Origin of the sequence: Streptomyces africanus (genome assembly GCF_002150735.1) — a bacterium.
Classification (GTDB): domain Bacteria; phylum Actinomycetota; class Actinomycetes; order Streptomycetales; family Streptomycetaceae; genus Streptomyces; species Streptomyces africanus.
In genome coordinates this window covers 323-7,990 of sequence record NZ_MUKA01000108.1, presented here as the reverse complement: position 1 = coordinate 7,990, position 7,668 = coordinate 323, and the positions used below count along the sequence as shown (strand labels likewise).

Sequence of the window (7,668 nt, the reverse complement as noted above, 5' to 3'; positions counted from 1 at the left end):
GCGACCGTGGCCACGGCCGCGCAGGCGCTGCTGCACACCCACCGGCACCGCGCCCTGGACGACTTGGCGGACGTGCTCGTCGACCGTGCGCACCGGAGGGCCGACGAACTGCTCGCCGTGCTGGCCGAGGAGGAACCCTCGGCGGTGTGCCGGGCCGTCGACCGGTGGGCGCGCGACGAGCGCCCGGCGCGACGGAGTGCCGCGATGGCGCACGGCCTGCGCGTCGCGCCGCACGTGAGCGCCGGAGGCGACCGCGCCCTCCTGCGCTACGCGGCCCTCACCCTCCTCGCCCGCCCCGCCGACCGCGCCCTGCACGGTGGCGCACTCGCCCTCCTCGTGCAGGATCCGCACACCCGGGTCCTTTATCTCCCCAGGGCGCTGGAGCACTTCGCGGCGGGCGACCCGCACCTCCCGCCGGACGCGCCGGCCGCCGCCCTCCCCGCCCATCCCGAGCCGGTCCTCGGCGCCTTCGCGGCGCGGCTGGAGCGGCCGGACGCCGAGGAGGCGCTGCGGGCGCTCGCCGACGCCACCCCGCCCGGCCTGGCCGGACGGGTCGCCGTGCTGGTGGGGCAGGCGGCACAGCGGCGACCGGAACTCGCCGGGCACGTGGCCGCGTACGTGGACCAGCGGCTCGACCGGGGCCCCGCCGCCCGGACCGTGCTCCTGCCGCTGGTCACCGGCCTGCTGGAGGCCGGCCCGGTACGGCTGCGGTGCGCCCTCGCCGCCGTTCTCGCCCCGCCCGGCGTCCCCGCCTCCCGCCCGCTGCGCCGCGAGCTGCGCGACGCGCTCCTGGCCCGCGAGCACGACATCGACGTCCTGGACGCGCTGCTGCATGCCGCCGCCCGGAACGGCGGTGACGACCTGCGCGACCTCGTCCGCCGCATCGGACTGCTCCTCGTGCGCACCCCGGACGGCGCCGGCCGCTTCGACCGCGCGCTGGTCGACCTCGGCCGGCACGTGCCCGGCTTCGCCGCCCGCGTGGCCCGCTGGCTGGCCGCCGCGCCCGAGGAGTGGGCGGCGCTGGTCGGGCCGAGCTCCCACCGGACGATCGAGAACCTGGCGGGCGAACGCGTCCCCGTCTGACGGATCCCGCGCAGGCCGGAGTGACCGCAGTGTCGTGCGCCCGGTCACAGCCCCCATGCCGATGCGGGCCACAGGCACCCGGCATGGCACCCTTAGACCTGCGCACGAGGCAACCACGAACAACCACGGACACGGGTTCGACGAGCTTTCGACAAGGAGCAGGCACAGTGCAGCGCTGGCGTGGCTTGGAGGACATCCCCCAGGACTGGGGGCGCAGCGTCGTCACCATCGGCTCCTACGACGGAGTCCACCGCGGACACCAGCTGATCATCCGGCATGCCGTGAACCGTGCCCGGGAGCTGGGCGTGCCCGCCGTCGTCGTCACCTTCGACCCGCATCCCAGCGAGGTCGTCCGCCCCGGCAGCCACCCGCCGCTGCTCGCCCCGCACCACCGCCGCGCCGAACTGATGGCCGACCTGGGCGTGGACGCGGTGCTCATCCTGCCCTTCACGACCGAGTTCTCGAAGCTGTCCCCGGCCGACTTCGTCGTCAAGGTGCTCGTCGACAAGCTGCACGCCAAGGCGGTCGTCGAGGGCCCCAACTTCCGCTTCGGCCACAAGGCCGCCGGCAACGTGGAGTTCCTGGCCACGCAGGGCAAGACCTACGACTTCGAGGTCGAGGTCGTCGACCTGTACGTGACGGGCGAGGCGGGCGGCGGCGAGCCGTTCTCCTCGACGCTGACCCGGCGTCTGGTCGCCGAGGGCGACGTCCAGGGCGCGGCGGAGATCCTGGGCCGGCCGCACCGGGTGGAGGGCGTCGTCGTCCGGGGCGCCCAGCGCGGGCGCGAACTGGGCTTCCCGACCGCGAACGTCGAGACGCTGCCGCACACGGCCATCCCGGCCGACGGTGTGTACGCCGGCTGGCTGCACGCGCAGGGGGAGGCGATGCCGGCCGCGATCTCCGTCGGCACGAACCCGCAGTTCGAGGGGACCGAGCGCACGGTGGAGGCGTACGCCATCGACCGGGTCGGGCTGGATCTGTACGGGTTGCATGTCGCGGTCGACTTCTTGGCGTTCGTGCGGGGGCAGGCGAAGTTCGAGACGCTGGATGAGTTGTTGGAGCAGATGGGGCGGGACGTTCAGAAGTGCAGGGAGTTGGTGGCGGCTGACGAGGCTGCCTAGTTCGCTGGTGGGCCGTCTGCGGGTGTGTGGGGGCTGGTCGCGCAGTTCCCCGCGCCCCTGAGGGACGTCGCCCAGTGGCAGGCCACCTGCGACTCCCCGCCCCCGCTCAGCACCTCCAGGTCCTGGTTCCTGCACGCGTCCGCCACGCCCGCCCGGTCCGCCTCCCCGCTCGCGAGGATCTGGCAGCGGGCGTGGAAGCGGCAGCCGGAGGGTACGCGCGACGGGTCGGGGGGCTCGCCGGTGAGGACCACCGGGGCCCCGGGAGCCTCCGGGAGCACGGACAGAAGCGCCTGCGTGTAGGGATGCCGCGGTGCCGTCAGCACCTGCTCCACCGCGCCCGTCTCCACGATCCGGCCCAGATACATCACGGCGACCCGGTCGGCGATGTTCCAGGCCAGCCCCAGGTCGTGCGTGACGACCAGCGCGGACAGGCCCAGCTCGGTGCGCAGCCGCAGCAGCAGGGCGAGGATCTCGCCGCGCACGGAGGCGTCGAGGGACGCCACCGGCTCGTCGGCGACGAGGAGTTCGGGCTCCAGGACCAGCGCGCCCGCGATGACGACCCGCTGGCGCTGTCCGCCGGACAGTTCGTGCGGATAGCGCAGGAAGAAGCGCTCCGGGGGCCGCAGCCCGGCCCGGGACAGGGCCTCGGCGACCGCCGTCCGCTCGTCGCCGCCGTACCCGTGGATGCGCAGGCCCTCGGCGACCGCGTCGTACACCGTGTGCCGCGGGTTGAGCGAGCCGCTCGGGTCCTGGAGGACCAGCTGGACGCGCTTGCGGTACGCCTTGAGGGACCGGCCGGAGTACTCCAGCGGGCGGCCGTCGAAGGTGACCCGGCCCGAGGTCGGCCGGACCAGGCCCAGCAGACAGCGGGCCAGGGTCGTCTTGCCGCAGCCGGACTCGCCGACCAGGGCGACGATCTCGCCGGGCCGGATGTCCAGGTCGACCCCGTCCACCGCGCGGGCCCGGGGGCCGCCGTGCCGGCCGGGGAAGGTGACGTGCAGGTCCTGGGCGCTCAGCAGAGGTGCCGTGGTGACCTCGGGTGCCGTGGGGGATGTGGTCATGGCGTACTGGGCCTCGCTTCCTCCAGGGTGTCCGGGGCCTCGCGGGGATCCTGAGCCGGCGGCCCGACCAGGACGCACGCCGCCCGGCGCTCCGGCCCCGCCTCGCGCAGCACCGGGTCCTCCTGCGGGCAGGACTCCAGCGCCACCGGGCACCGCGGATGGAACGTACAGCCGGACGGCAGAGCCGCCGGGTCGGGCGGGTCGCCCGCCAGCCCCTGCGGAGCGAACCGGGACGACGGGTCGCCGATGCGCGGGAACGCGGCCGACAGGGCCCTGGCGTACGGGTGCCGGGCGTCCTCGTACACCTGCCGGGCCGGGCCCTCCTCGACCACCCGGCCCGCGTACATCACCGCGAGCCGGTCGCAGGTGTCGGCGAGGACCGCCAGATCGTGGCTGATCATGATCAGGCCCAGGTCCTGGTCGGCGACCAGCTGCTCGATGAGCCGGAGGATCTGCGCCTGGATCATCACGTCGAGCGCGGTGGTCGGCTCGTCGGCGATGATCAGCCGCGGGTCGCAGGCCAGGGCCATGGCGATCATGACGCGCTGGCGCTGCCCGCCGGACAGCTCGTGCGGGTAGGCGTCCGCCCGGGCGGCGGGCAGACCGACGTGCTCCAGCAGCTCCCCGGTCTTCTTCTTCGCCCCGGCCGGGGTCGCCTTCTTGTGCAGCAGGATCGGCTCGGCGATCTGGTCGCCGATGCGGTGCACGGCGTTGAGGGAGTGCATCGCCCCCTGGAACACGACCGAGGCCCCGGCCCAGCGGACCGCCCGGACCCGGCCCCACTTCATCGTCAGCACGTCCTCACCGTCCAGGAGGACCTCACCCGTGATGCGGGTCCCGGCGGGCAGCAGCCGCAGCAGGGCCAGCGCCAGCGTGGACTTGCCGCAGCCGGACTCCCCGGCGAGTCCGAGTTTCTGGCCCGCGTCCAGGCGCAGGTCCACCCCGCGCACGGCGGCCGCCCCGCCCGGGTACGTCACCGTCAGGTCCCTGACGTCGAGCAGCGTCACCGCGACACCCCCAGCCTGGGGTTGAGGACGGACTCCACGGCCCGCCCGCACAGCGTGAACGCCAGCGCCACCACGGCGATGGCGATGCCCGGCGGCACCAGGTACCACCAGTCCCCGGCACTGACCGCGCCCGCCTCCCGCGCGTCCTGGAGCAGACCGCCCCACGACACGACCGTCGGGTCGCCGAGACCGAGGAAGGCGAGCGTCGCCTCGGCGAGGATGGCCGAGGAGATGATCAGGGTCGTCTGCGCCAGCACCAGCGGCATCACGTTGGGCAGGACGTGCCTCGACATGATGTGCCAGTGCCCGCCGCCGAGCGCCCTCGCGCGCTCGATGTACGGCCGGGTCTCCACCGCGAGAGTCTGCGCGCGCACCAGCCGGGCCGTGGTCGGCCAGGTGGTGACGCCGATCGCCACGACGGTCGTGGTCAGCGAGCGGGACATGACGGTCGCCAGGGCGATCGCCAGTACCAGCGTCGGCATGACCAGGAACCAGTCGGTGATCCGCATCATCACCGTCGCGTACCAGCCCTTGAAGTGCCCGGCCGTGACCCCGATCAGCGTGCCGATCGCCACCGACAGCACGGCCGCGAGCAGCCCGACCAGCAGCGACACCCGCGAGCCCCAGATCACCAGGCCCAGCAGGTCCCGCCCGAACTGGTCCGTGCCGAGCGGGAACTCGGCGCTCGGGCTCTGCATCGGACGCCCCGGCGCGTCGGTCACACTGCTCACGTCGGAGCCGACGAACAGCGGTGCGAACAGCGCCAGCAGCGCGCACAGCGCGAGCGCGGTCAGGCCGTACAGCCCCGCCCGCTCCGAGCGGTACTGCCGCCAGAAGCGCGCGACGGAGGCCCGGCGCCGCTGCCGGGCGAGGGCGCGCGGGCCCAGGCCCGTGCCGGTCGTCGTCGTCATCGGGCCACCCGGGGGTCGAGCAGGGGATAGACCAGGTCGGCGAGGGTGTTCATCACGATCACCGCGGCGGCGAACACGAAGAACAGCCCCTGCACCAGCGGCAGGTCGGGCACGCTCAGCGCCTGGTAGAACAGCCCGCCGAGGCCCGGCCAGGAGAACACCGTCTCCACCAGGATCACGCCCGCGACCGTCCGGCCGAGGTTGATGAAGATCAGCGTGACGGTCGGCAGCAGCGCGTTCGGCACGGCGTGCCGGCGCCGCACCAGGTCGTCGCGCAGCCCCTTGGCCCGCGCGGTCGTCAGATAGTCGCTGCCCATCTCGTCCAGCAGCGCCGACCGGGTGACCAGCAGCGTCTGCCCGTACTCCACGGCCACCAGCGTCACCACCGGCAGCACCAGATGGTGCGCCACGTCGACGACGTACGCGAAGCCCTCCTTGCCGCCCGACTCCATGCCGCCGGTGGGGAACATCCCGGGGATCGGGCCGATGCCCACCGCCAGCACGATGATCAGCAGCAGCCCGAGCCAGAACGACGGGATGGAGTACAGCGTCAGCGCGAGACCGGTGTTGACCCGGTCGCCGAGCTTGCCGTGCCGCCATGCCGAGCGCGTGCCGAGGAAGATGCCCAGCGCGGTGTAGAGGACGAAGGCGGTCCCGGTCAGCAGCAGGGTGTTCGGCAGCGCCTCGGTGATCTTGTCGACGACGGGCGCCCGGAACTGGTACGACGTCCCGAAATCGCCGGTGAGCGCCTTGCCGCAGTAGTCCGTGAACTGCCGCCACAGCGGCAGGTCGAGCCCGAACTCCTCGCGATAGGCGGCCAGCTGCTCGGCCGAGACCTGACGGCCGCCCGTCATGGTCTTCACCGGGTCGCCGGGGATCAGCCGGAAGAGGAAGAAGCTGGTGACGAGCACGGCCAGCAGCGAGACGGCCGCGCCCGCCACCTTGCCCGCGAGGTACCGCGGGTACGCGGAGGCCTTGCGTACCCGCGGCCCGGCCGCCGCGTGCTTGTCCTCGACCAGCGCGGGTGTCGCGTCAGCGGTCATGAGTGTCCCGTCGCCCGCTCTACTCGCGGTCCTCGGCGGTGGAGCGCCGCCGCATCGCCGCGAAGACGCCGAGTCCGGCGAGGACCACGACAGCTCCGACGACCCCGAGCACGACCCCCGTCGACGACGCGTTGTCCGAGGAGCCGCTCGACTCCGCAGGGACCGCCGACCACCAGCTCCAGTAGCCGTCCTGGCCGTAGATGTTCCCCGCCTTCGCCGGCATGGTCGTGATGGACTTGATCTGGTCCGTCCGGTAGGCCTCGACCGCGTTCGGATACGCCATGACGTTCATGTACCCGAGGTCGTACAGCCGCGACTCCATCTGCTGCACGATGTCCGCCCGTTTGGCGGGGTCGTACTCGGCGAGCTGCCGGGCGTAGAGCTCGTCGTACTTCTTGTCGCAGATGAAGTTGTCGGTCGCGCCCGTCTCCTCGGGGGTCGCCGGGAGCGCGCCGCAGGTGTGGATGGACAGCACGAAGTCCGGGTCCGGGTTGACCGACCAGCCGTCGAAGGCCAGGTCGTACTTGCCGGCGAGCCAGGGGTCGGTCACGTTGTCCAGGCAGTTGAGCCGGACGCCGATGCCGAGCTTGCCCCACCACTCCTGGAGGTACTTGCCGACCGCCTTGTCGTTCGGGTCGGTGGCGTGGCACAGGACGCGGTAGGTGATCGGCTTGCCGTCCTTGCCGACGCGCTTGCCGTCGCCGTTCTTCTTGTATCCCGCCCGGTCGAGCATCCGGGCCGCCTCAGCCGGGTCGTACGTCAGCTTCCGGTCGCCGGACGGCTTCCAGAAGTACTGCGAGAAGCGCGGCGGGATGTAGCCCTCGCCCTCGACGGCGTGCCCCTGGAACACCTTGTCGATGACGGCCCTGCGGTCGACGGCCTTGAACAGCGCGTTGCGCACCCGCTGGTCCAGCAGGGACGGGTGGCCGTCACCGAACTTCTTGCCGTTCTTCGCCTTCGCGCCCGGGTTGGTGGCGAGGGCGTAGAAACGGCGGCCGGGGGCGTCGTTGACCTTGATGTTCTCCGCGCCTTCCAGGGACGCCGCCTGAGCGGGCGTCAGGGACGGCGACCCGGCGACGAACGACACCTCGCCCTTGCGCAGCGCCGACACCGCCGCGTCCTGGTCCTTGTAGTAGCGGAAGACCAGCTCGTCGAACTTCGGCGCCCCCCGCCAGAAGCTCTTGTTGGCCTTGAGCCGGACATAGCTGTCGGGCTTGTAGCCGGTCAGCACGAACGGCCCGCTGCCCACCACCGGGAAGCTCTTGTCGTTGTTGAACTCGGAGAAGTCCGAGACCTTCTCCCACACGTGCTTCGGCACGATCGGCACATCGAGCGCGGTCATCGTGGCCTGCGGCTTCTTCAGCTCGATGACCAGCTTGGTCGGACTGGGCGCCGTCACCTTCCGGAAGTTGCCGACGTAGCTGCCGTTCGCGGTGGCCGCG

At 72.6% G+C, this 7,668-nt stretch carries 6 protein-coding genes and 1 pseudogene; 2 read left to right on the top strand and 5 right to left on the bottom strand.

Features of this window, described 5'->3' with window-relative positions; translation table 11 throughout:
* A pseudogene (locus CCL05_RS16335) lies at nt 1-1,083 on the top strand (serine protease); the annotation flags it as partial.
* Between the two features lie 167 nt (nt 1,084-1,250).
* Complete coding sequence (locus CCL05_RS16330; RefSeq protein WP_086561238.1) at nt 1,251-2,204, top strand: bifunctional riboflavin kinase/FAD synthetase; 954 nt, start codon at nt 1,251-1,253, stop codon at nt 2,202-2,204.
* On the opposite strand, the gene CCL05_RS16325 is transcribed toward CCL05_RS16330, so the two are convergent.
* The 5 genes from CCL05_RS16325 to CCL05_RS16305 all read right to left on the bottom strand — a co-directional run.
* Nucleotides 2,201-3,265 (bottom strand): ABC transporter ATP-binding protein, encoded by a 1,065-nt coding sequence (locus CCL05_RS16325; protein ID WP_086561237.1) that lies wholly within the window; start codon nt 3,263-3,265, stop codon nt 2,201-2,203. The two genes, CCL05_RS16330 and CCL05_RS16325, sit on opposite strands and share 4 nt — an antisense overlap.
* Complete coding sequence (locus tag CCL05_RS16320; RefSeq protein ID WP_425275920.1) at nt 3,262-4,323, bottom strand: ABC transporter ATP-binding protein; 1,062 nt, start codon at nt 4,321-4,323, stop codon at nt 3,262-3,264. The genes CCL05_RS16325 and CCL05_RS16320 overlap by 4 nt, the downstream gene beginning before the upstream one ends.
* Nucleotides 4,269-5,183, bottom strand: coding sequence for an ABC transporter permease (locus CCL05_RS16315; protein ID WP_086561235.1), 915 nt, complete (start codon nt 5,181-5,183; stop codon nt 4,269-4,271). The genes CCL05_RS16320 and CCL05_RS16315 overlap by 55 nt, the downstream gene beginning before the upstream one ends.
* Entirely contained in the window at nt 5,180-6,226 is a 1,047-nt protein-coding gene (locus CCL05_RS16310; protein WP_086561234.1) for an ABC transporter permease, read from the bottom strand. Before CCL05_RS16310 ends, CCL05_RS16315 begins: the two co-directional genes overlap by 4 nt.
* A gap of 19 nt (nt 6,227-6,245) precedes the next feature.
* On the bottom strand, nt 6,246-7,668 hold a 1,423-nt coding region (locus tag CCL05_RS16305; RefSeq protein WP_086561239.1), incomplete at its 5' end, for an ABC transporter substrate-binding protein.